Annotated in this window: 22 protein-coding genes; 9 read left to right on the plus strand and 13 right to left on the minus strand. The window is 37.9% G+C overall.

Features of this window, described 5'->3' with window-relative positions; all coding sequences use genetic code 11:
* Positions 1 to 446 precede the first annotated feature (446 nt).
* Together ESZ48_RS05040 and ESZ48_RS05045 are read left to right on the plus strand one after the other, a co-directional pair.
* Positions 447 to 1016, plus strand: a complete 570-nt coding sequence (locus tag ESZ48_RS05040; RefSeq protein WP_129016238.1) for a Crp/Fnr family transcriptional regulator — start codon at positions 447 to 449, stop codon at positions 1014 to 1016.
* 65 nt (positions 1017 to 1081) lie between these two features.
* Positions 1082 to 1822, plus strand: a complete 741-nt coding sequence (locus tag ESZ48_RS05045) for an acyl-CoA desaturase (RefSeq protein ID WP_129016239.1) — start codon at positions 1082 to 1084, stop codon at positions 1820 to 1822.
* 415 nt (positions 1823 to 2237) lie between these two features.
* On the opposite strand, the gene ESZ48_RS05050 is transcribed toward ESZ48_RS05045, so the two are convergent.
* From ESZ48_RS05050 to ESZ48_RS05065, 4 genes are all read right to left on the minus strand, one after another.
* Positions 2238 to 3551 (minus strand): DEAD/DEAH box helicase, encoded by a 1314-nt coding sequence (locus ESZ48_RS05050; protein WP_129016240.1) that lies wholly within the window; start codon positions 3549 to 3551, stop codon positions 2238 to 2240.
* Positions 3552 to 3553: 2 nt separating this feature from the next.
* Positions 3554 to 4897 (minus strand): DEAD/DEAH box helicase, encoded by a 1344-nt coding sequence (locus ESZ48_RS05055; protein WP_129016241.1) that lies wholly within the window; start codon positions 4895 to 4897, stop codon positions 3554 to 3556.
* 265 nt (positions 4898 to 5162) lie between these two features.
* Entirely contained in the window at positions 5163 to 5663 is a 501-nt protein-coding gene (locus tag ESZ48_RS05060) for a CIA30 family protein (RefSeq protein WP_129016242.1), read from the minus strand.
* Between the two features lie 40 nt (positions 5664 to 5703).
* Positions 5704 to 6723, minus strand: coding sequence for an LLM class flavin-dependent oxidoreductase (locus ESZ48_RS05065; protein ID WP_129016526.1), 1020 nt, complete (start codon positions 6721 to 6723; stop codon positions 5704 to 5706).
* A gap of 313 nt (positions 6724 to 7036) precedes the next feature.
* Here ESZ48_RS05065 and ESZ48_RS05070 point away from each other — a divergent pair, with 313 nt between their 5' ends.
* Positions 7037 to 7264 (plus strand): CDGSH iron-sulfur domain-containing protein, encoded by a 228-nt coding sequence (locus ESZ48_RS05070; protein ID WP_129016243.1) that lies wholly within the window; start codon positions 7037 to 7039, stop codon positions 7262 to 7264.
* A 206-nt stretch (positions 7265 to 7470) separates the two neighbouring features.
* Here the strand turns inward: ESZ48_RS05070 and ESZ48_RS05075 are convergent, their stop codons facing one another.
* A complete protein-coding gene (locus ESZ48_RS05075) occupies positions 7471 to 7842 on the minus strand; it encodes a hypothetical protein (RefSeq protein WP_129016244.1) in 372 nt (123 codons plus the stop codon).
* Between the two features lie 200 nt (positions 7843 to 8042).
* Here ESZ48_RS05075 and ESZ48_RS19240 point away from each other — a divergent pair, with 200 nt between their 5' ends.
* Positions 8043 to 8192, plus strand: a complete 150-nt coding sequence (locus tag ESZ48_RS19240) for a hypothetical protein (RefSeq protein WP_190246199.1) — start codon at positions 8043 to 8045, stop codon at positions 8190 to 8192.
* 235 nt (positions 8193 to 8427) lie between these two features.
* Here the strand turns inward: ESZ48_RS19240 and ESZ48_RS05080 are convergent, their stop codons facing one another.
* A complete protein-coding gene (locus ESZ48_RS05080) occupies positions 8428 to 8868 on the minus strand; it encodes a PepSY-like domain-containing protein (RefSeq protein WP_129016245.1) in 441 nt (146 codons plus the stop codon).
* Positions 8869 to 9063: 195 nt separating this feature from the next.
* Between ESZ48_RS05080 and ESZ48_RS05085 the strand changes: the two genes are divergently transcribed.
* The 4 genes from ESZ48_RS05085 to ESZ48_RS05100 all read left to right on the plus strand — a co-directional run bounded on the left by ESZ48_RS05085 (position 9064) and on the right by ESZ48_RS05100 (position 12432).
* Entirely contained in the window at positions 9064 to 9735 is a 672-nt protein-coding gene (locus ESZ48_RS05085; protein WP_129016246.1) for a response regulator transcription factor, read from the plus strand.
* A complete protein-coding gene (locus tag ESZ48_RS05090; RefSeq protein WP_129016247.1) occupies positions 9735 to 11003 on the plus strand; it encodes a sensor histidine kinase in 1269 nt (422 codons plus the stop codon). Before ESZ48_RS05085 ends, ESZ48_RS05090 begins: the two co-directional genes overlap by 1 nt.
* A 91-nt stretch (positions 11004 to 11094) precedes the next feature.
* Positions 11095 to 11961, plus strand: coding sequence for an SdiA-regulated domain-containing protein (locus ESZ48_RS05095; protein ID WP_129016248.1), 867 nt, complete (start codon positions 11095 to 11097; stop codon positions 11959 to 11961).
* Positions 11962 to 12174: 213 nt separating this feature from the next.
* Entirely contained in the window at positions 12175 to 12432 is a 258-nt protein-coding gene (locus ESZ48_RS05100) for a YtxH domain-containing protein (protein ID WP_129016249.1), read from the plus strand.
* A 229-nt stretch (positions 12433 to 12661) separates the two neighbouring features.
* Here the strand turns inward: ESZ48_RS05100 and ESZ48_RS05105 are convergent, their stop codons facing one another.
* From ESZ48_RS05105 to ESZ48_RS05135, 7 genes are all read right to left on the minus strand, one after another.
* A complete protein-coding gene (locus ESZ48_RS05105) occupies positions 12662 to 13285 on the minus strand; it encodes a peptidase associated/transthyretin-like domain-containing protein (RefSeq protein ID WP_129016250.1) in 624 nt (207 codons plus the stop codon).
* Positions 13286 to 13425: 140 nt separating this feature from the next.
* Entirely contained in the window at positions 13426 to 14364 is a 939-nt protein-coding gene (locus tag ESZ48_RS05110) for a pyridoxal-phosphate dependent enzyme (protein WP_129016251.1), read from the minus strand.
* 30 nt (positions 14365 to 14394) lie between these two features.
* A complete protein-coding gene (locus tag ESZ48_RS05115; protein WP_129016252.1) occupies positions 14395 to 15312 on the minus strand; it encodes an EamA family transporter in 918 nt (305 codons plus the stop codon).
* A 99-nt stretch (positions 15313 to 15411) separates the two neighbouring features.
* On the minus strand, positions 15412 to 16464 hold the full coding sequence (locus ESZ48_RS05120; RefSeq protein WP_129016253.1) for an NAD(P)-dependent alcohol dehydrogenase: 1053 nt from the start codon (positions 16462 to 16464) through the stop codon (positions 15412 to 15414).
* A gap of 55 nt (positions 16465 to 16519) precedes the next feature.
* Positions 16520 to 16939 (minus strand): OsmC family protein, encoded by a 420-nt coding sequence (locus tag ESZ48_RS05125; RefSeq protein WP_129016254.1) that lies wholly within the window; start codon positions 16937 to 16939, stop codon positions 16520 to 16522.
* Positions 16940 to 17025: 86 nt separating this feature from the next.
* The gene (locus tag ESZ48_RS05130) at positions 17026 to 18429 is read right to left on the minus strand and encodes an NAD-dependent succinate-semialdehyde dehydrogenase (RefSeq protein WP_129016255.1); all 1404 of its coding nucleotides are present in this window, start codon (positions 18427 to 18429) and stop codon (positions 17026 to 17028) included.
* A gap of 4 nt (positions 18430 to 18433) precedes the next feature.
* Positions 18434 to 19552, minus strand: coding sequence for an alkene reductase (locus ESZ48_RS05135; protein WP_129016256.1), 1119 nt, complete (start codon positions 19550 to 19552; stop codon positions 18434 to 18436).
* Positions 19553 to 19869: 317 nt separating this feature from the next.
* On the opposite strand from ESZ48_RS05135, the gene ESZ48_RS05140 reads away from it, so the two are divergent.
* Entirely contained in the window at positions 19870 to 20172 is a 303-nt protein-coding gene (locus tag ESZ48_RS05140) for a hypothetical protein (RefSeq protein WP_129016257.1), read from the plus strand.
* Positions 20173 to 20225: the final 53 nt, after the last annotated feature.

Here is a 20225-nt window from a genome sequence, read left to right on the forward strand (position 1 = left end):
CCATAATTCTCCGTGTATCTCTGTGAAACCTCAGCGTATCTCTGTGTAATTATTTCACGCAACAAATAAAATTCCAAAATAAAAACACCAAATACCAATTAGATCATTCGCACTATGAATAGGTTTTGTGATAAAAAAAATCTGTTAAGATCAGCGCTCCATAATTCTCCGTGTATCTCTGTGAAATCTCAGCGTATCTCTGTGTAATTATTTCATGCAAAAAATAAAATTCCAATTGGATTGTTCATGCTATGAGTAGGTTATGTGATAAAAAAATCAGTGAATATCTGCCCAAATCAGCGTCACCCGCCTGGAACGGACGGGCAGGTCCGCGTTCCATTTCTTACGCAATGAGCTACCTTCTCTACCAAACAGGTTACAATTTGATTTGATTATAAAGCAAAAGAGCAATATCTTTGTGAGATCAATTATTAGGGTTATACGATTTGCAACAAATAAAAGCTTACTTAGATCAAATAGCTACCATCTCTCAATCAGACTGGGATTTTTTCACTTCAAAATTACTGCGTCGGGTCATTCCTAAAAAGTCGGTTTTCCTTAAGCTGAACGAGATTGAAAATCACATTTCTTTTATTGAATCTGGGGTCGTTCGCTTATATATTCCCAAAGAAAATTCAGAAAAGGAAATTACCTTTGGCTTTAGCTTTAAAGATCAGTTTATCAGTGCTTATGATTCGTTCTTGACCCGACAACCTTCGGCGTATGAGTTGGAAGCCTTAACGGAAACGACGTTGTTGAGCATTACTTATGATGATTTACAAGCCGTTTATAAAACAACTGAAATAGGAAACCTCATTGGAAGATTGGCCGCCGAACGCTTATTTCTGATCAAATCCAAACGTGAGCAACATTTATTAAATCTGACCGCCGAGGAACGTTATTTAAAACTCTTTAAAGAACGCCCAGAACTCATAAAAATCATCCCTCTTAAATATATCAGCTCTTATATTGGGGTAACTGCACAAGCTTTGAGCAGAATTAGAAGGCGTTTGTAGGGGAATTACTTGACCTAGGTTCATTGTTTGGCAGTATATATCCCACTATCTTTGTAAAAAAAACTATGATCATTGTCCTTTTTGTTATTGTACTCTGGTATGGAGGCTTATTCTTTCAATCTTTCTTTTTGCATCGCTATGCAGCACATCAAGTATTCACCATGTCTAAAACCATGGAGCGGATTACGTTTGTGCTCACTTGGATTTTCCAAGGCTCGAGTTATTTAAGTGCTTATGGCTATGGGGTGATGCACCGCATGCACCACGCTTATACGGATACTGAGCAAGATCCACATTCACCTTCTTATGATGATAATATGTTTGCGATGATGTGGAAAACAAAAAACATCTATCAAGATATCAATAAGCAACGCATTGAAGTAGATCAGCGATTTACTAAAAATGTTCCACAATGGAAGGCATTCGATAAGTTTGCGAGTTCCCGCTTTTCACGAATCTTGTGGATGGCACTTTATGTCTTGTTCTTTATTTACTTTGTTACTGCTTGGTGGCAATGGTTATTATTACCCATCACTTTTATGATGGCACCTATCCACGGCGTTATTATTAACTGGTTTGGCCATATTTATGGCTACGTCAATTATCAAATGAAAAACACGAGTAAAAACCTCTTTCGTTTTGATTTCTTAATGATGGGCGAAGGCTATCATAATAACCATCATAAATTTGCGAGTAGAGCGAATTTTGGAGTGAAATGGTATGAGGTTGATATGACGTATCAAATCATCCGCGTGTTGAATGCTGTGGGTGTTATTCAGTTGAAAGTTGTACCGGTTAAGAAATAAAGAGGTCACTGCGACGTGATTTTTTTGACACGAATTTCAAAGATTTTCACGAATAGTTGCGTCATTGTTACCCGTTCATTTCACGAATTAAGTAGACTGGTAAGCCGAAACTCAGAATATGGTTTCTCAGAATATGTCATCTCTCTGAAAGTAGTTCCGGTTAATAAATAAAGAGAAATTAAGCTTCGCACGCAATTTTTCTTAGACACAAATTTCACGGATTTTCACGGATAGTTGCGTCGTTATTACCCATTCATTTCACGAATTGCTGGACAAGAAAACCGTAGAATTTGCGAAACAGAATATGTCTAGCGCTAAAATGTAATTAAAGCCAACACCATCCGTGTAATTAGTGCAACCCGCCTGAACGGACGGGCAGGTCTGTGTCTAAAACCCTCTTAATTCCTTGCTATATCTAAAGCAACCTTATCCGTACTTTCTTCTTCTTTAACCGCGTATTGTCCAAGATTTTGACAATGCGTTTGGCTTCCTTAATTGGGACGGCAACAAAAGCGCAATCTTGTTTAAGTTCAATAGTGCCCAATTGCTCTTGAGTAAGACCTCCTTGTTTCATGAAAAGACCAACAATATCTCCTTTCGAAATTTTATCCTTACGTCCTCCTGAGATGAACAGTGTTTCCCATACAGCAGCAGACTTTGGCGCTTTGGTGGAGGTTTTATGTGGTTTGGATTCTTTGATGAACTCAGGTAATTGCTCATCGCTACCTTTTAAAACATAGGCCGTGCCTTTGGCGTTGACTCTGGCAGTCCTACCGTTTCTATGGATAAACTCTTCGTGATGCTTGGGCAACTCGTAATGAATGATGAAATTGAGTTCCGGGATATCGATGCCTCTTGAGGCTAAATCGGTGGCTAAGAGAATTTGACTCGAACCATTTCTAAAAGTAATGAGCGAACGCTCTCTATCCTGTTGTTCCATCCCACCGGAAAATGTAGAATGGCTGATATTGTTTCGTTTTAAAAAGTAGCTCACCTTATCAATACTATCTTTAAAATTAAAGAATATAATACCTTGGTGATTGCCAATATGTTGCAACAATTCCAATAATGATGGCAGTTTATTTGGTTTTTGGGACACCACCGTTTTGATAATTAAGGTCGACTTTCGTTTTTCGGTGAGATAATCAACGGTTGTAGGTTTATCCAATCGCACGAACCCTGGAATCTTTTCAAGTTTTGTTGCTGATGTCAGAATCCGTTTGTTGATGCTAGGCAATTGCCCAATAATCCCTTTCATTTCTTCTTCAAATCCATCTTCCAGCGATTTGTCAAATTCGTCTAAAATAAGTGTCTTGATGCTCGCTTTTGAAAAACGGTTCGCATCAAAATGATCCAGAATCCGACCCGGAGTTCCAATTAAAATAGCTGGCGCATGTTTGATTTCAATTTTGTCCTTAGACATTGGTCGCCCGCCATAAACAGCGTTCACCTTAAATCCAGAGCCCATATCTCGCGCTACTTGTTCTATTTGAATGGCCAATTCGCGGGACGGCACAATGATAAGTGCCTGCACCTCGCTATTAGTGGGATCTAAAAGGTCCAGTAATGGTAATAGGAATGCCAAGGTTTTACCAGTTCCCGTTGGGGATAATAGAATAGTATTAGTTGTTTTTGCAATAACCGCAATAGCTTCCTTTTGCATGCGATGTAAACTTTGAATATTTAATTTGTCTAAAATATCCTGTTGGTCTTTGATGCTATTTGCCATAGTTATTGGTTCTTTTTATGTTTTTTGGAAACTTCCGGTTTTTGGATTTCCGTATGATTTTGTGCCAAGTAATTGGCGAGAATCTTATCTACTAATTCGTCTTTTGTCAAGTGATGAAAAATCGTCTTTATCTTGGCTTTAAAGTCTTCCGAAACCTCGCGATTTGGTTTTGTCTTAAATATTTTTCTAGCCCATAAAAGACCGTTGTTTTCTTCAATGCTCTGTGCATCGGCTTTTTTGAATTCCTTAAAGACAATGCCCAATTCATTTTCGAAATCGGCAATATCTTCAACTTCTTCTTTTTGCAGAATAGTCAAAGATAAGCCCTTCGCTCCTGCCCTTGCCGTACGACCACTTCTATGGACATAGGCCTCATAAGTGTCTGGCAAGTGATAATTGACCACATAAGATATTTCTTTGACGTCAATCCCACGCGCTGCCAAATCTGTAGCGACTAGAATATCAATATACCCTTCTCTGAATTGGTCCATAATCCGATCGCGAATGCCTTGGGTCAAACTGCCATGAAGTGCACCAGACGAGAATTTATTGATGGCCAAGTTTTTCGCCAACTTGTTGACCGCAGCTTTGGTTTTACAAAATATAATGCCCCGCTCGCCTTCCTTAGAATTTAAAAAATGAAGTAGCACCTCTAATTTCTCAATAGGCTCTACTACGACATATTGATGATCAATGCCTTGATGTCCTACCGTGCCCATATCAGCTTCAATATGTACGACATGCTTGGACATGTAATTTTGTACTAATTGTTTTATGGTTCCCGGCATCGTTGCTGTAAATAGTAGGGTGCGTCGTGTTTTTGGAATGGCTTTGATAATGACATCCACTTCGTCTTTTAAAGCGCTTACCATTTCATCAGCTTCGTCCAGCACCAAATACTGAACACTTTTAACATCTATAGCGCCACGGGTCATTAAATCGACCAAACGTCCTGGTGTGGCCACCACGATATGCGTTGGCGTTTTTAAGCGTTCTATTTGAGGTTTTATGGGGATACCGCCACAAACTGAGGCGATGGAAACTTCTGGACTATCCGCAGCAAATGTCACCAAGTTATTATAGATCTGTTGCCCTAATTCTCTTGTAGGCGCTAAAATCAACGTTTGTACATTGGACTTTGAAACATCAACTAATTGCAGCAACGGCAGGCCAAACGCCGCAGTTTTTCCTGTTCCGGTCTTTGCCAACACCACCACATCTTCTTTTTGATTGAGAACAACAGGAATGGTCTTTACTTGAATATCTGTAGGGACAGACATCTTTAAATCGTCTAAACTTTTTTGTAAGTGATCATTAATCCCTAAATCTGAAAACTGATGTGACATAAACTATATTTTGCGCAAAGATAACCACAGTTTTGCAGTGAATAACACCATTTAGATGATTAATACGATACGCATAGTTATGGGTAAATTAAAAAGAGCTGTAAAAAGGACTATTAAGAGTGAAGATATTCTCACCATTGAGAAGCACTAAAATGTGTGAATTATATTTCCACCGATAGGTTTTAATGTGCCGAAGCTTATCCCGATTGAGAAGGTAATTTTATATATAGGGCTTTTCCCAAAGTTATTAAATAAAGTAAAACCCTTATTCCAACCAAATGCGTTCAATCTCCAATGCAAAATCTTCTTTCCTTTTATTCCCTATTAGAAACCTCACTTCTTCCATGAGTTTGCCGTTATAGTTGGGAATGCCGAGCTTGTTACCTCTAAAACTTCCATGAAAATCAGCGAATGGGAGGGTTATAATTTCCCAATCCCCTGATGTTTGAAATTCATTAACATAGGAATATTCTTTAGTTTGGTCTGATTTCATCCGGAATTGGTAGGTTTTCCCATCCCCTTTGACTCTTAATTTTACCGATTTGAAACGCGATACGTCTTTTATTGAAAAACCATATTTAACCGAAGAAAAGCCACCGTTATTCTCGGTTGTTACAGATCCCGAAAAAAGGCCATTCCCGGCGTCATTCATTGACATGCTGCCTTTGGAAAGTCCGCCCATCACGCCATCATTGACCACCAACCAATTAGTAGTGTTTTGTTGTGTTTTAAAATCGAAAATAAGAGATTCGTCTTGTGTGTCCATCGTCAGTAATAGTATGAGATATCAGCTATGCTAAAAAAGGTTATGCCTTGGATTCCATATTCAATTCGTCCATAATTTCCGCAAACAATTCATAAGATCGGATCCGATGGTCGATATCATAAATATTGGTCACTGCAATCAGTTCATCGGCTTTGGTTTTCTCTAAAAAGCCTTTCACTTGGGCTTTCACCGTAGCTTTACTGCCCACAAAAGAATATTTCAACATTTGATGAACTTGTGGATGCTCCATGATTTCCCTAAATTCTTGGGTCATGGCCGTAGGCGGTTGCATATATTCTCTTTTACCGGTGAAAATGCCAAGAAACATTCGGATTAATGAGGTGGCGTAACTTTCGGCCTCTTCATCGGTATCTGCGATGATGATATTGACACCTGCCATCACATAAGGGGCTTTTAAAGTGTCTGAAGGTTGGAACTTTTCACGGTAAATAGTTGTGGCTTCCTCCAAGTGAATGGTGGCAAAGTGGCTGGCGAAAGCATATGGCAAACCTTTTTTCGCCGATAAATGGGCACTGTCCGTACTGGATCCTAAAATATAAATGGGCACCTCCACGCCTTCAGCTACGGTGGCTCTAATTTTAGAACGGGCATTATCTAAAGAAAAATATTGTTGGATATCTTCTATATCCTTTGGAAACGAATGCGCGGCCTGCATAAAATCGGAGCGAATGGCCTGTGCTGTTTCTCTGTCCGTGCCCGGCGCTCTACCCAAGCCTAAATCGATACGATTGGGATATAAAGACCCTAGGGTGCCGAATTGTTCCGCAACAATTAATGGCGAATGGTTAGGAAGCATAATGCCACCAGAACCTACACGAATGGTTTTGGTTCCTTCAGCGACATATCCAATAAGTACGGAAGTGGCGCTACTGGCGATATTGACAGCATTATGATGTTCTGCCAACCAAAAGCGAGTGTAGCCAAATTCTTCGGCCTTTTGAGCCAACTTGAGCGAGTTATTAAAGGTTTGTTTGAGACTATGGCCTTCAGAAACTAAGGCAAGTTCTAAAATGGAATATACAGTGTGGGTGGATTTCATATGTTGTAAAGTCATAATTTTGTAAGAATGAACCTCAAAAGAGGTCAGAAAGACGAAATTACAGCATTAATTTCAGTTCTGCTGTTAGGACAATGTTAATCCTTGGAATGGAATTCTAAAATTACAGCCTCAATTCAAATTCCTTTATTCAAAAACTTAATGTAGTTTAGCACATTGTCGGAAATTTTTGAGTTTTAGTTTGTTTTGTGGTTCCAATAAAACGTCATAAGCATTTCATTAACATTGAAAACAAGAGCTTAATGCTCCAATAATGAATAAAATAAATAATAACCAATAATAAATAACAACCCCTATGAGTAAAACAACCTTAAAAGTAAACAACAACGGTTCGTTAAGAATAGAAGGCGATTTTCAAATCGTCGATAAAGATGGTAATGCTTATGACCTTGGTGGTCGTGATGTCATCTCGCTTTGTAGATGTGGATTATCAGCAAATAAACCTTTTTGCGATGGCTCACACCGAAACCATTTTGAACATGACGCCGTAGCGTTCGCTCTACCTCCAAAACCAGGATCGTAGATAGATTTTTATAAAACCAATACAGCTTAAGTCGCTAAATAACCATTGCTAAAATTCCTTTGAATTTCAACTTCAAGATGTTTAAACGTGTGATTTAAGTGACTTAAGCTTATAAATCCTCTGAGTTAAAACATCTTTTTGATAGGTGTCTCAGTAACTAAAAATAGTTCGATTTAGAGGCTTGACAAAATTATTCAGTCTAGGATTTATTGATTTTGTAAGTCTTTGACATCCTCATTCGCCAACACAAGTTCGTTGATGAGGGTAGTCAATTGCACGCCTGCGGCAGTAAGTGCAGTGGCATTAGCTTCAATTAAGAGATTTATTTCGGATAATTGAGCTTCTTTTTCAACGTCAGTACGGCCCAGTTTGAAGCTTTGGATCTCTGCAAGTTGCGAATTGAGACTTTGCTTTTGCTTTCTCAGATGGTCCAACTTGACACGTTGGTTCCTGATGCTGTTTTCTATAGTGCATACTTTGTGAACAATAGTCAAACTGTCCAATTGTCTTTTATAATCAATTTGTGCGACTGAACTTATTGAAAAGAACAACAAGACCAATACAATATATGCTTTCATTTTAGGTGATATTTATCAACCTGCAAAATTATACAATTTACATTTCTTATAAAGTGATTTGCAATCTATTTTCAAGTGATACTCAAAGTTTTAAGACAAATATCCCAACAAGGATTAAAAAGCCTCAGTATTACTGATAATAATCATGTTTTTTGATACCTTTATGCTATAGTTTTACCAAAAATCAAAACATAATAACCATGTATCAACCTTTACTTTTAGATGCTAATTGGAACAACGGTGTCTTCATGATCGTCATTTTCGCTATAGTTTGCGTCACTTTGGTGGGCATTCTCATTAACTTTATGATGAGTGGTAAGAAAAAAGAGGATTCGGATACTCCTGAGTAATCTCATTTTTTTTGTATTTAAAACGCCATCGATAGTGGCATCAATTGACCTCCATGTTAACTTGGAACGAGAAAGGTGCCGCTAAATTTTTGTTTCATAAACTCTGAAACAGAATATCAATCTTTTCAAAGATGGATTTTCTCTTGAACTGATTTAAATGATATAAAAAAGAGACTGAAACCAAGTTCCAATCCCTTTCACTACTAATTACTGATCAACTTCACTTTAATAAAAATCAATCTTCTTTATCATGTAATATCTTACCAGAAGCATCCAAAATAAGCTTTCGTTCTTTAGTCCAGCCTTTTTCAATTTCTACTTCATAAGTTTTCTTACCACCTTCTTCGCTCACTTCTACGGTGTCAATTTTATAATCGGCATATCTCGCTTTAACTGCAGAAGAAATGGCGGATGGCAGTTCACTTGCAGAAATCTCTATTTCTGATTTGATGACATTGCCTTCAGCATCATACCAAACGTCATGATCCATTTTGTTTATTTCAAATTCAACCTTATAATGGTCTCCTTTCTTTTCCCATTCCACATCCGTAACATTTGTATAGGCTGTATTGAATTTGGATTGTAAATTTGCTGGCACTTCATCTGTTTTTAAATCTTGTGCACTTACTGCTGCTGTTGCAAACAATAAAAATGCGGCTATTTTTAAGTTTTTCATCTTTTATGGTTTTTAATTTAAAACAAAGAAAGCTCTCAAAACTGTAATGAATTAGGAATTTGGGATGATCATTCGTTAAGTTTTTCCCAAAACTAATGCTCATTAACGCTCTTGCCAGCGTTCTTTTTCTTTATTTTAGAGGGATTCCTAAATGATTTTAGATTTCAATATTACAATTGCTTAAACTACCATAAGATGAAATTGTTGATTATAGAAGATGAACCTGAAATGCTTGAAAACATGGCGCAAACTTTAGAGCGAGAACATTATATTGTAGAAACAGCTTCTGATTACAAATCCGCGCTCCATAAAATTGCCGTTTACGATTATGATTGTATTTTGTTGGACATCACTCTTCCGGACGGCAATGGGCTTGAACTTTTAAAAGAATTGAAATTAAGCGGAAAGGATGAAGGTGTCATCATTGTATCAGCCAAAGATTCCTTGGACGATCGACTGGAAGGCCTCAATTTAGGTGCTGATGATTACTTGCCAAAGCCCTTTCATATGGCGGAATTGCATGCTCGTGTAAAAGCCGTTTTAAGACGACGTCATTTTGATGGGAATCCACAAATCCATATCGGAAACGTGTGCATCCATCCTGAAAGCAGACAGGTGACCATCGACACTAATAACATTGCGCTTAACAGAAAGGAATATGATATCTTAATGTATCTCATCACTAATAAAACAAGATTAGTAACCAAATCAGCTTTGGCAGAGCATGTTTGGGGCGATCATATTGACCAATCCGATAGTTTTGATTTTATTTATTCGCAAATCAAGAACCTGCGCAAAAAACTGGAACATGCCACTATCAGCATTGAGGCCGTTTATGGCGTAGGCTACAAACTAGAGATCCTCTAATGAAACTGCTCAATCATACCTCAAAATACCTCGCCATTCTTTTAGTGCCACTCCTCACTATTTGGGCATTTATTTTCTATTATGCCATGCTCGATGAAATTTATGATAGTCTGGATGATGGTCTCGAAAACCAAAAAGTATTGCTGTTGCAAAGGCTCCCTACGAATCCTGCAATCCTTCAACATAATGATCTTGATCTGTGGAATCACGATATCACACCTATATCTAAAAATCATTACGAGAGGTTTGAAGATCGTTATTCGGATACTTTAATGTACATGCTCAATGAAAAGGATTTTGAACCTGTTCGTGTCTATGAAACCCGATTGGCCTATAATGATCAATATTATAAGGTAAAGTTCATTACCTCAATGGTTGAAGAGGATGATTTGATTCAGGATTTGGTGCTGTATTTGATTGTTCTTTACGCCTCACTTATGATCACCATTGTCGTTCTAAATAATTGGATGCTCAAAAAAATATGGAGACCTTTTCATAGCTTGATGGGGCAACTGCGCGATTTCAGAATTGAAAAGAACCATCAAATTAAAACCATGGACACGACTATTGAAGAGTTCAAACTTCTCAATAGCTCGGTTACAACGCTTATTGACCAAAGCAGAGCACGTTATTTGGAACAGCAACATTTTATCGAAAATGCATCGCACGAGTTGCAAACGCCTTTGGCCATTAGCATTAATAAATTGGAACTGTTTCTTGAAAATACCAATTTACCAGAAGCTGATGTTAAAACCATGGTTTCTATTTTGGACAATCTTGGCCGATTGACGAGATTGAACAAATCCCTTCTCCTATTATCAAAAATTGAGAACAGGCAATTTATCGATGAGGAAGTGATTGATTTTAATCGTCTGACTGCCGAAATCATTGGAGATTTTGAAGATTTGGCAGCCCATAAAAATATCGACTTGCAGTTGGAATCGGTGGGAAATTTGAATTTTCAAATGAATAAGGATCTTGCGATAATACTTTTAACGAATCTTATCAAAAACGCCATTGTCCATGGCCAAAAGAATACTACCGTAACAATACAAATTCATCAAAAAACAATTTCAATCCGCAATTTTGGTGTTTTAGAAGCTTTGGACAGGAGCGTTATATTTTTAAGATTTAAGAAACTGAGCAATGACAACAAATCTACGGGACTTGGCTTAGCCATTGCAAAAGCCATTTCAGAGAAGTATGGGATTCAATTGGATTATTCTTTTACCGAACAGCACGTGTTTAGCTTACATTTTCATAAATAGTCGTTAAAACTATATTAAATAAAAGCTATCCCACTTCCATTCCCAATTGTTTTCAGATTTAAAACAGACCTTTGACATAGAAAATAATAGTATGAGAAAATCCAGTCTTTTTATAGGTCTTTTTGTTACGATTTTAATCGGAATAGGTATTATAGGTTTTTCTAAAGTGAGTCAAGCAAATGCAGAAATCACTGAAGGAAGTGATAATTATACGATTTCTGAAACTTGGGAATTACCCACAGAATTGGATGAGATCAGTGGCATTGTTTGGATTGATGCACACACTCTGGCCTGTGTTCAGGATGAAAATGGAATCATTTATATGTATGATCTTGATGAAAGATCCATTACTGAGGAAATTCCTTTTGCTGGAAATGGCGATTATGAAGGTATTGCCCTCCACAACACCGATTTATACGTGATGCAAAGTGATGGGTTATTGTATGAAATAAAAGATTGGAGGGAAACCAACAGAACCATTAGTTCTTACAAAACCGGTTTTGAAGCTGCCAATAATATGGAATCCTTGACCTATTCCGCAAAAGATAAATCTTTATTGACCGCTCCAAAAGACAAAGATGCCCACGACGAGTTTAAGGGTATTTATAAGATCTCAATGACTTCCAAAACTGCCGATGTTAATTCGCCCACTTATAAAATTGAAATGAATGCAGAGGCTTTAAACAAATACCAAGGTAAAAAGTTACACAAGACGTTCAATCCTTCAGAAATTGCCGTACATCCTAAAACCAATGATATTTATGTTCTGGAAGGTAAAAATCCCAAGTTATTGATTTTAGATCAACATGGTACTTTAAAAACCGTGTACAAGTTGGATGAAATAAATTTTCCACAGCCAGAAGGCATGACCTTTAGTGATGATGCAGATCTGTATATCTCCAATGAAGCGGTCAACGGCACGGCATCCATTCATTTGGTTGAGTTTAAATTCAATTAAAAGCGGATTCCAAATTAGAAATACCCTTCTATCTCCACTATTATGATTTATCACGCTCCAATTTCTAATGGCTGGATTGCAGGTATCCAACATCATAGTAAGTATTTCAGAAATATTAATATTATCATAATGACGTATTAAAGTTATCACAATAGGCGGGTAAAAATCCTGATTGGTTTTGAAATTTCTTATCTTTAATAAAAATCAAACAACATGAAAAAACAACAAGGAAAAGGTCTTTTGGCCTTATTAGGAATTGGAGCAGGTGTATACGCCTGGTGGAAATATAAAAATTTATCTCCAGAGAAAAAAGAAGAACTCCACGGCAAGGTTAATGAAGTCGGTCAAAGAGTAAAAGATACTTATAATGACGTTGAAACAACCGTCAAGAATAAATTTGACGACTTGAAAACTGGCGCCAAAAAAGAAGTTGCTGACATCCAAAAGGAAGTCAACGAAATGAAGAATTAGAACATTTGAAATGTAGATCAAAAAATCCCGCAATTTGCGGGATTTTTTTGTTAGGGACTATATAGTATTTTAGATACTATTTCTATGCAAAGTGAATGGATAATTGTAGATTAAACACTAGTTGTTTGATAATTAGTTACGATCAAGTCTTTATTCTGTAAGCGAAGAGGAGATTGCTGAGCTTATCGAAACATCTTGATTCCTTATCTGACAACAACGCTATTATAGTCTATTTTTTCGCGTATTCAATTCGTTGTTCGTTTAAGACAATGTTCTTGGTAGCTACAGAAATTGTTTCTTTCTTTTCTGGTTTCAGGATATTATCCATACCATTTTTAGCGATTTTTCTACGACAGGATTTTGTTAAAAGTGGATCGTTGTCAAATATCAAATCAAATCCGTTAATTTCAATACTATTTGGATCTTTGATCACCAAATGAATTTTCTTGAAATCATTGCTTCGTCTTTCTTTTCCTGGAATAAAGGTATAGAACGAGTACTGACCATCGGCATCTGTTTTAACCCAACCTCTATGATAGACATAACGCTTATCATGCTCTTTTTTCAATTCATAATTGCCCTGTTCATCGGCTTGATTGATATATAGAATAACATCTTTTGCTGGCGTAATGCCGTCACTTAAAAAAACAGTACCTGTAATTTTTAAAGGATTAGATTTTGATGCATAGTCAGGAATGGAATCCGTATTGGTCAATTCATTATCGGAGTAATCATAAATAGCATGACGGGTCAGGTAATTTTCAGGAAGTTCTTCAGGAGACTCTTGTGCATTTACAGTGTGAAAATTGCCTAAAAGAAGTGAAAGCGACAGTAGGTAAACTAATTTTTTCATGGGAAAACAATTATTAATTCACTCAAAATTAATCGATTGTCGCCCTGTTGGGAAAAAAAATACACGAACGTTCAATATAAACGACAAAAGGTAAGTCGCTTATACGAACGTCAAATTTAGACGATAAGTGGTAGGCTGATTCAGGAGAATTTCAAAGTATCCAAGTCCACATTGCCTCCAGAAAGTATGATGCCCACCTTTTTATCTTTGAAATAAGCCTTGTTTTTCAATACCGCAGCAAATGCTACCGCACTTGAAGGTTCAACCACAATCTTTAAGCGCTCCCAAATTAGTCTCATGGCACTAACAATATCGTCCTCTTCCACGCGAATAATATGATCCAGATGCTGCTGTAATATTGGGAAATTGATATCGCCTAATTGTGTGCGCAATCCGTCGGCAATAGTATGCGTTGTGAGATTTGTTTCAATTTGGCCGGACTGCAAAGATCTGAAAGCGTCGTCCACTGCCATTGGTTCTCCACCGATGACCAAACATTGCGGAGCGAAATAATGAGCGGCTAAAGCTGTCCCAGCAATCAGTCCACCACCTCCGACAGGACTAATGAGGAAGTTCAAATCAGGATGCACTTCTAATAGCTCCATGGCAACCGTGGCATTTCCTAATATCACGTTCAGATCGTTAGAAGGATGTATAAAAGTCGCGCCTTTTTCGGCAACTAGATTTGCAGCTGCTTGTTCTCTTGCTTTAATAGTTGGTTCACAGAGTGTTATTAGACCACCATAACCCAAAACGGCATCTTTCTTAACTTTTGGGGCATTATTGGGCATGACGATATAGGCAGTGACTCCCAAATTTCTTGCGGCAAGAGATAGTGCCTGGGCAAAATTCCCTGAGGAATGGGTCACAACACCTCGCTCCTGCTGATCTTTAGAAAGTTGCATGATGGCATTGGTGGCGCCACGCATTTTAAACGCGCCCATTTTTTGAAAGTTTTCACATTTAAAAGATAGCTTTGCCCCTGCTAGATCATCTAATAGATGTGAAGTGAATACAGGAGTATTATGGACGAATGGAGAAATGCGACGTCTGGTGTCTATGAGTGCTTGTTTATTCATATCAAATTAAAACCTAAAGATATTTAATTTCTATTTACGAAACCGAGCAAAAATGACCAACTTCTTTTTAGTGTTGATAAAATAGACGCCTGTTAATAAAACTATTGCCGCCACAATGGATTGCGTCGTGATAACTTCGTTCAAAAAATACCAGCCTAACAATAAGGCGATAATTGGATTGACATAGGTAGAAGTTGCCACTTTATCCGGTGAGACTTTTTTCAGAAGAAAATTAAAAGACGTGAAGGCTACAATACTTCCAAAAACAATAAGTAAAATCATTGACCACTGAACTTCTTCGCTCCAAACATTAGGAAAACTCCAAACTTCCCCAAAAATCAAACTTCCGATCACCAACATAAAACCTCCAGCAAGCATTTGATAGCCTGTATTTACAAAGTAATTGCTGGGCAAATCGGCGTTTCCAACAAATAGACTTCCTGAAGCCCAACTCACCATACAAAAGAAAATCATCACCATCCCGATGATAGAGCCTTCTTTACTGACCACTTCATTTTGACTAACCAATAAATAAATACCAACAATCCCTAAGATGACCCCCAAAACGGACATTGCCTTAATCTTTTTTCCTTGAAAAACACGCATCAATACTAATACGACTAGAGGTTGTGCCGATATTTCCAAGGCTGCAAATCCGCTATCAACATATTTCAATGCCCAAACCACGACGCCATTTCCGAGGGTTAGAAACAAGAATCCGGCAATAAACACATTAACCAGTTGTCTTTTTGTGATGGCTAAAGATTTCCCCATCAGTTTAGCGATGATGAAGATAAGAAGGCCTGCGGTGATGAATCGGATCGAAGCCAACATAAACGGAGGAAGTTCTGATACCGCAATTTTATTCAATAGATATGTGGAACCCCAAATCACATAGATGGAGAAAAATGCAAGGATGATAAAGAGTGTGCTATTGGAACTACTCATGGTTATTTTGTGTTGGACTCCTAATGAAAAAGAATGTGCAAAAATAAGAAAAGAGGCGTTCAAACGCCTCTTTTAATCTTGATATTTGCAGTATTCTGATTAGCTCTTTAAAGATGCCATATCAATCACAAATCGGTATTTCACATCAGAATCAATCACACGTTCATACGCCTTGTTAATATCTTTTATATCAATAAGTTCAATATCTGACACAATATTATGTTCGCCACAAAAATCCAACATTTCTTGGGTTTCCTTGATCCCACCAATTAATGAACCAGCAATGCGCTTTCGTCCAAGAATAAGTCCACCGCCATGAAAGGGCTTTAAAGGCTCCACGGCGCCAACAAGAACCATGGTCGCATCGCGGTTTAAGAGGGCGATGTACGGATCCATTTCATGCCCTACTGGAATGGTATTCAAAATAAAATCAAAACTGTTCCTGTGTTTTTTCATCTCGTCTTGATCTTTAGAAATAAGGACTTCATGCGCGCCAAGAGCTTTGGCATCTTTAGCTTTATCAGGTGAGGTAGTGATCATTACAACGTGTGCACCTAGAGCATTAGCAAATTTAACGCCCATATGTCCAAGACCACCCAAACCAATAACGCCTACTTTATCGCCTTTTTTTACCTTCCAAGCGCGAAGTGGTGACCAAGTGGTAATTCCAGCACATAACAAAGGTGCAGCACCTTTGGCATCGATATTTTCAGGAATAGTCAAAACGAATTCCTTATTGACCGTTATCGAGGTAGAGTAGCCACCAAAGGTATGACCGCCTAAATGTTTATCCTTGCCATTGTAGGTTCCTATCATGCCTTTTTCGCAAAACTGTTCCAAGTCCTCTTTACAAGCTGAGCACTCCTGACACGAATCGACCATACAGCCAACACCTACCAAATCACCTTCTTTAAACTTGGTCACGTTTTTACCGATTTCCACAACTCTCCCCACAATTTCATGCCCCGGAACCACAGGGTACCCTGAGTTTTTCCAGTCGTTCCTTACCGTATGAATATCACTATGGCAAACGCCGCAATAGCTGATGTCTATTTTAACATCATCATCGCCACAGGCCCTGCGTTTAATGTCCATTTGTTTTAAATCTGCTTTGGCATCATTGGCGCCATAAGCTTTTATGGTTGTATTCATCTACTTTTACTTTAGTATTGATTTATAGCATTCAGGAAACGAAATGGTTAGAAAATCACTTCTCGAACGTTGTTTTTAGGCTAATGTCTGCATTCAATAATTTTGATACCGGACAGTTTTCTTTGGATTTGTTAGCAAGCTCTTTAAATTTACTTTCGTCCATTCCCGGCACTTTTCCTTTAAGTTCCAGTTCAATTTTCGGAATGCTGCCATCTTCAAAGAAAACTCTCGCTCGAGTATCTAGGCTTTCCGCAGTAAAACCTTCTTCTACCAAATAGAAGCTCAATTGCATAGTAAAACATCCGGCATGTGCTGCTCCAATCAATTCTTCAGGATTGGTGCCCACCGCGTCTTCAAAACGTGTTTTAAATGCATAAGGCGATTCTTTTAAAACGCCACTTTCCGTAGTTAAAGATCCTTTTCCGTCTTTTCCGCCACCTTCCCAGTGGGCTTTTGCTGTTCTGTTAAATTTCATAATTTTTGTTTTTAAAGTTAAATCTTAAAATCGAAATGCTCATGTATCTGTTTGAGATAGCTCCACATTAGCACTTTACATATGTTTTATTTATTTTTCTTTGGAATAAAAATTGATTTCGCATTTACAAATTCACGAATTCCAAAACCTCCATGCTCTCTTCCGTATCCTGAATTTTTGATCCCACCAAAAGGCATATTTGGTCGAGCCAATCCAAAGGAATTAATATTGACCATTCCCGTGTCAAAATGGTTTTGTGCCAATTCGATTGCTTTTTTCTGGTCCTTGGAGAAAATACCACCACCCAGTCCAAATCTACTGTCATTTGCAATCCGCATAGCATCTTCATCGTCTTTTGCTTTAATTAGCGATGCTACAGGACCAAATAATTCATCATCATAAGCCGGTTGCCCAGGTTTGACGTTGTCCAAGATTGTGGCTGGATAGAAATATCCTTTCTCATTAGGTATTTTTCCTCCTAAAATAATTGTTGCTCCCTTCTGGACACTTTTCTCTACTTGATCATGAAGCTTTTCACGTAAATCTTTTCGTGCCAAGGGGCCCATTTTTGACGATTTCTCTTTAGGATCTCCCGTCACAATGGTTTTCATGCCTTCAACAAAGACTGCTTTGAATGCGTCGTAAACTTTTTCTGTTACTATAAAGCGTTTGGCTGAAACACAAGTTTCACCATTATTATAAACACGTCCTTGAACGCAGGTTTTGGCCGCCATGGCTATATCAGCGTCTTCTAAAACCATGTACGCATCATTACTTCCTAATTCCAAGACGGTTTTCTTCAAAACACTACCCGCTTTCTTGGCAATGATTTTACCAGCTTCAGAGCTTCCAGTTAAAGTGACGCCGCGAACCAATTCGTTTTCGATGATTCTATCAGATTGGTCATGATCAATAATCAATACTGTAAATAAATCTTTTGGAAGGCCAGCGGTTTCATAAATTTCTTTTAATAATAATGCTGAACCTGTAACGTTTTTCGCATGCTTAAGTAAGACCCCGTTTCCTGCCATTAGATTGGCTATGGAATAGCGAATCACCTGATAGGCCGGAAAATTCCAAGGTTGAATACCGTAAATAACACCTATTGGTGAATAGGTAATGATCCCTTTGCCTCCATCGGCCAATTCACGTTCTTCGTCTTTCAAAATAGTCAAGCCTTCGGTGGCTGTAAAATCACAAATTCCTGCACATAATTCAATTTCTTGATGGCTTTGTCTTAGGAGCTTGCCCATTTCATCAGTCATCAATGTAGCGAATTTATCTTTTTGAGATATTAGTTCCTGACCAATGGCTTTAATGATTTTTGCGCGGTCTTTAATTGGTGTATGTCTCCATTTTAAATAAGCCTTATGACATTTTTTGACGGCGTTTTCGGCCTCCTCATCTGTCATATAGGTATACGTCTTTAGTTCTTTCTCAGAAGTTGGATTTATTGTTGTAAAGTTTTTTTGTTTATCTGTAGTGCTCATTATTTTATGAATTTGGAATTAACTCTCGAGTTTTCGTTTCGTATGTGGTATAGCCTTCTTTTCCTCGAGTATAAAAAGTGGCCGCATCCCATGGTGTGGTTGCCAAATTTTCTTTAAATCGTCCCACCAGATCTGGATTGGAAACATAGAGTTTGCCAAAAGACACTAAATCGGCATCACCATCTGCAATGACTTTATTGCCAGATTCTTGATCAAATCCTGTACTGATCATTAAAGTGCCCTTATATTTTGGACGGTAACGCTTTGCAATATGAGGTTCTGCAAACGCGATATTAGAGACGTCATTAAATGGCTCAGACAAATGGAGATACGCCAAATCATAATCTTTGTCGAGTTTCTCAATAAGGTAATCAAACGTGGGAATCGTGTCTTTATCCATAGTGATACCAAATATATTATGCAGTGACGGATTGAAACGTACGCCTATTCTATTCTGTGGAATGACCTCTTTAATGGCTTCTAAGGTTTCAAAGAAAAACCGCGTTCTATTCTCTATACTTCCGCCATATTGATCTTGACGATGGTTACTGGTGCCATTAAAATATTGATGGAATAGATAGCCATTGGAAGAGTGGATCTCTACGCCGTCAAATCCAGCTTCTACTGCGTTTCTGGCTGCATTCTGGAAATCGGCAATGGTGATTTTGATATCATCCAATGTCATTTCCTTTGGGGTGACGGTCGGTTTGAAACCTCCTGAAGTGAACGATTTTGAATTTGGATTGATAGCTGACGGCGCCAACGGTAAATTGCCATTATGAAAATCAGGATGCGACATACGGCCAACATGCCATAATTGAATAAAAATACGCCCACCAGCTTCATGTACAGATTTGGTAACTTTTCTCCAACCTTCCACCTGTTTTTGTGAATAGATTCCTGGAGTATGAATATAGCCAACAGCATCCTTTGAGACTTGTGAGCCTTCGGTAATAATTAATCCTGCCGTGGCTCTTTCGGTGTAATAAGGAACATGCAAATCTTCTGTAGGCGCATTGGCACTGTTCTCGGCACGACTGCGCGTCATTGGTGCCATTACTATTCTGTTAGGCAACTTTAAGTCGCCCATGGTATATGAAGTTAATAAGGGTTGTTTTGACATTAAGTAATATAATTTGAATAAAGTTTAAAAAACATAGATTATTATTTAGAAAATGATCAGCTCAACTGTCAGACATATCATTTCATTTTGAAGGGATTTGCTTACAATTTTTGATTCATCTGCTATTTTCAAAATTACACCAATAAATAGGCAATACTTGCTCCTACCCGAATTAATATGAACCCATCTGCATAAAAATAGGCATCATAGGCGTAACCTTGTTATTGTTTGCATCAACATTAGTTTCAAATCCGTTAACTCTAGGTTTCAATTAGATGTACATTTAAACTTCAAGTGGAATTAAACATATTCGAACGATGGAAACACCTAAAAACAAAGAAAATAATCCTAAAAAGTATGATTCAGATATCACTAAAGATGATAAGGATTTGTTAGGAAAAAAACATAAAAACTTACGAACGGATGGTGGCGATGATTCACAATTAGATAAAAATCATCGATCGCATCCAGTTGATTTTGAGGGCAAGGATTTGGATATCCCCGGACGTACTTTACCGGAAGACCGCTCAAAGAAGGACTTGAAAGATGAGGAGAACCAGCTCTACAGTCAAGGTGGCCCAGATAATGATGCTTTGGAGGAGAATGGTAATGAACACTAAATTTAACAAAACAAAACGACACAATTAACACCTATAAAGCAACCCTCTCCTAT

The sequence above is a fragment of the Gelidibacter gilvus genome, from assembly GCF_004115975.1.
GTDB classification, from domain to species: domain Bacteria; phylum Bacteroidota; class Bacteroidia; order Flavobacteriales; family Flavobacteriaceae; genus Gelidibacter; species Gelidibacter gilvus.

Coding starts and splice junctions, on each gene's coding strand:
- ESZ48_RS05135 (WP_129016256.1), bottom strand. CDS start 19,552: ATGTCAAAACAACCCTTATTAACTTCATATACCATGGGCGACTTAAAG.
- ESZ48_RS05140 (WP_129016257.1), top strand. CDS start 19,870: ATGGAAACACCTAAAAACAAAGAAAATAATCCTAAAAAGTATGATTCA.
- ESZ48_RS05080 (WP_129016245.1), bottom strand. CDS start 8,868: ATGAAAAACTTAAAAATAGCCGCATTTTTATTGTTTGCAACAGCAGCA.
- ESZ48_RS05120 (WP_129016253.1), bottom strand. CDS start 16,464: ATGAATACAACCATAAAAGCTTATGGCGCCAATGATGCCAAAGCAGAT.
- ESZ48_RS05065 (WP_129016526.1), bottom strand. CDS start 6,723: ATGAAATCCACCCACACTGTATATTCCATTTTAGAACTTGCCTTAGTT.
- ESZ48_RS05045 (WP_129016239.1), top strand. CDS start 1,082: ATGATCATTGTCCTTTTTGTTATTGTACTCTGGTATGGAGGCTTATTC.
- ESZ48_RS05060 (WP_129016242.1), bottom strand. CDS start 5,663: ATGGACACACAAGACGAATCTCTTATTTTCGATTTTAAAACACAACAA.
- ESZ48_RS05125 (WP_129016254.1), bottom strand. CDS start 16,939: ATGAAATTTAACAGAACAGCAAAAGCCCACTGGGAAGGTGGCGGAAAA.
- ESZ48_RS05055 (WP_129016241.1), bottom strand. CDS start 4,897: ATGTCACATCAGTTTTCAGATTTAGGGATTAATGATCACTTACAAAAA.
- ESZ48_RS05130 (WP_129016255.1), bottom strand. CDS start 18,429: ATGAGCACTACAGATAAACAAAAAAACTTTACAACAATAAATCCAACT.
- ESZ48_RS05085 (WP_129016246.1), top strand. CDS start 9,064: ATGAAATTGTTGATTATAGAAGATGAACCTGAAATGCTTGAAAACATG.
- ESZ48_RS05100 (WP_129016249.1), top strand. CDS start 12,175: ATGAAAAAACAACAAGGAAAAGGTCTTTTGGCCTTATTAGGAATTGGA.
- ESZ48_RS05095 (WP_129016248.1), top strand. CDS start 11,095: ATGAGAAAATCCAGTCTTTTTATAGGTCTTTTTGTTACGATTTTAATC.
- ESZ48_RS19240 (WP_190246199.1), top strand. CDS start 8,043: ATGTATCAACCTTTACTTTTAGATGCTAATTGGAACAACGGTGTCTTC.
- ESZ48_RS05110 (WP_129016251.1), bottom strand. CDS start 14,364: ATGAATAAACAAGCACTCATAGACACCAGACGTCGCATTTCTCCATTC.
- ESZ48_RS05105 (WP_129016250.1), bottom strand. CDS start 13,285: ATGAAAAAATTAGTTTACCTACTGTCGCTTTCACTTCTTTTAGGCAAT.
- ESZ48_RS05115 (WP_129016252.1), bottom strand. CDS start 15,312: ATGAGTAGTTCCAATAGCACACTCTTTATCATCCTTGCATTTTTCTCC.
- ESZ48_RS05070 (WP_129016243.1), top strand. CDS start 7,037: ATGAGTAAAACAACCTTAAAAGTAAACAACAACGGTTCGTTAAGAATA.
- ESZ48_RS05090 (WP_129016247.1), top strand. CDS start 9,735: ATGAAACTGCTCAATCATACCTCAAAATACCTCGCCATTCTTTTAGTG.
- ESZ48_RS05075 (WP_129016244.1), bottom strand. CDS start 7,842: ATGAAAGCATATATTGTATTGGTCTTGTTGTTCTTTTCAATAAGTTCA.
- ESZ48_RS05050 (WP_129016240.1), bottom strand. CDS start 3,551: ATGGCAAATAGCATCAAAGACCAACAGGATATTTTAGACAAATTAAAT.